This window comes from Streptomyces sp. NPDC101237, from assembly GCF_044767465.1.
GTDB lineage: Bacteria > Actinomycetota > Actinomycetes > Streptomycetales > Streptomycetaceae > Streptomyces > Streptomyces gramineus.
Window position 1 is genome coordinate 1 of the sequence record NZ_JBIWNY010000069.1, and the last position, 1,219, is coordinate 1,219.

The 1,219-nt window shown below is 66.3% G+C and carries 2 protein-coding genes; one reads left to right on the forward strand and one right to left on the reverse strand.

Going from position 1 to position 1,219, the window contains the following annotated elements; translation table 11 throughout:
• Positions 1-71 precede the first annotated feature (71 nt).
• Positions 72-842 carry a transposase gene (locus ACIRQ9_RS40345; protein ID WP_404185773.1) on the reverse strand — a complete coding sequence of 257 codons (771 nt, stop codon included), beginning with the start codon at positions 840-842 and terminating at the stop codon, positions 72-74.
• 58 nt (positions 843-900) lie between these two features.
• On the opposite strand from ACIRQ9_RS40345, the gene ACIRQ9_RS40350 reads away from it, so the two are divergent.
• Positions 901-1,173, forward strand: a complete 273-nt coding sequence (locus ACIRQ9_RS40350) for a YrhB domain-containing protein (protein WP_404185776.1) — start codon at positions 901-903, stop codon at positions 1,171-1,173.
• The last annotated feature ends 46 nt before the right edge of the window (positions 1,174-1,219 follow it).

A 1,219-nucleotide genomic window follows, 5' to 3' on the forward strand; every position in this document is an offset into this window, starting at 1 on the left:
TCTAAGGGCTGTCCCGTAAATGATCTCCGGGGCGCCTCGGGCATGGTGGGCTGCTGTTCGGCCCCGCCGACCTATCCGGCAAGGGCGAGGTTGTGCATCCGGGCGATGCCGAGCATGGCGTGGTGGACGCCGTCGCCCTTGAGTCGGCAGTCGCGGAGGATCTTCCATGTCTTCATCCGGGCGAAGACGTGTTCCACGCGGGCGCGGACCTGCTTGTGGGACTTGTTGTGTTCCTCTTTCCAGCCCTGGAGTTCGCTCTGGCCGCGTTCGCGGCGGTGCGGGATGACGAGTCCGGTGCCCGGGTAGCCGCCGTCGGCGATCGTGAGCGTTCGGCCGATGGCGGCTTTGGCGCCGGATTCCTCCCATGCCTTGCAGTCGTTACGGTTTCCGGGGAGCGGTCGGCCGACTACGACGACCAGGCGGGTGTCGGCGTCGATGACGACCTGGTGGTTGGTGGAGTACCGGTAGTTCTTCGATTGTGCGGCGATGGTGTGGTCGCGGGTGGGGACCAGGGTGCCGTCCACGATGAGCACGGTGTCCTTGGCGAACCGCTTGCGGGGCTGGAGAGCGAGCATCGGCCCGAGGTGGTCGATGATCCGGTCCGCTGCAGACTTGGACACCCCGAACAGCGGGGCGAGCTGTCGCATGGTCAAGTTCGTGCGCCAGTACGCCGCGACCAGCAGTGTCCGGTCCTCCAGCGGAAGGCTCCAAGGCCGGCCCCTGCGGATTGCGTCCCCGCCCTCGCGCCGCAGAACCGTCACCAGCTTCCCGAAGGCACGCGGGCTCAGCCCGGTGAACGGGGCTATCCAGGACGGCTCCGACGCCGTGATCACACCAGCCATACCAAGATCATCCCAGGCCGGTTAGGGTGCCTTCTTCGAGCCGACGGACTGGAGACGGATGATGGAGCAGGACGAGGCCCTGCAGGTCGCGGTGGCGTTTCTCGCGCGCAGCCAGCGCGATGACGAGCCGCTTCTCGCCATCGACGCAGAGCAGGTCCGTGAGAGCAACGGACTCCTGGTCGTGCCCTACAACTCTGTGCAGTACCTCGCCTCGCGTGATGCGAGAGAGCAGCTGTTGGACTGCTGGCCCATCCTCGTCGACCTTGAACGCGGAGACGTGCGATTCGGGACCCTGGAAGAGCGACATCTATGGAAGAACGCGAGCACCTGACGGGGCGCGGCTGTCCGCAACCGCAGTTACGGGACAGCCCTTAGCC

Bases quoted from the DNA above. Each gene is read 5' to 3' on its own strand.
- ACIRQ9_RS40345 (WP_404185773.1), bottom strand. From the start codon at position 842: ATGGCTGGTGTGATCACGGCGTCGGAGCCGTCCTGGATAGCCCCGTTC.
- ACIRQ9_RS40350 (WP_404185776.1), top strand. From the start codon at position 901: ATGATGGAGCAGGACGAGGCCCTGCAGGTCGCGGTGGCGTTTCTCGCG.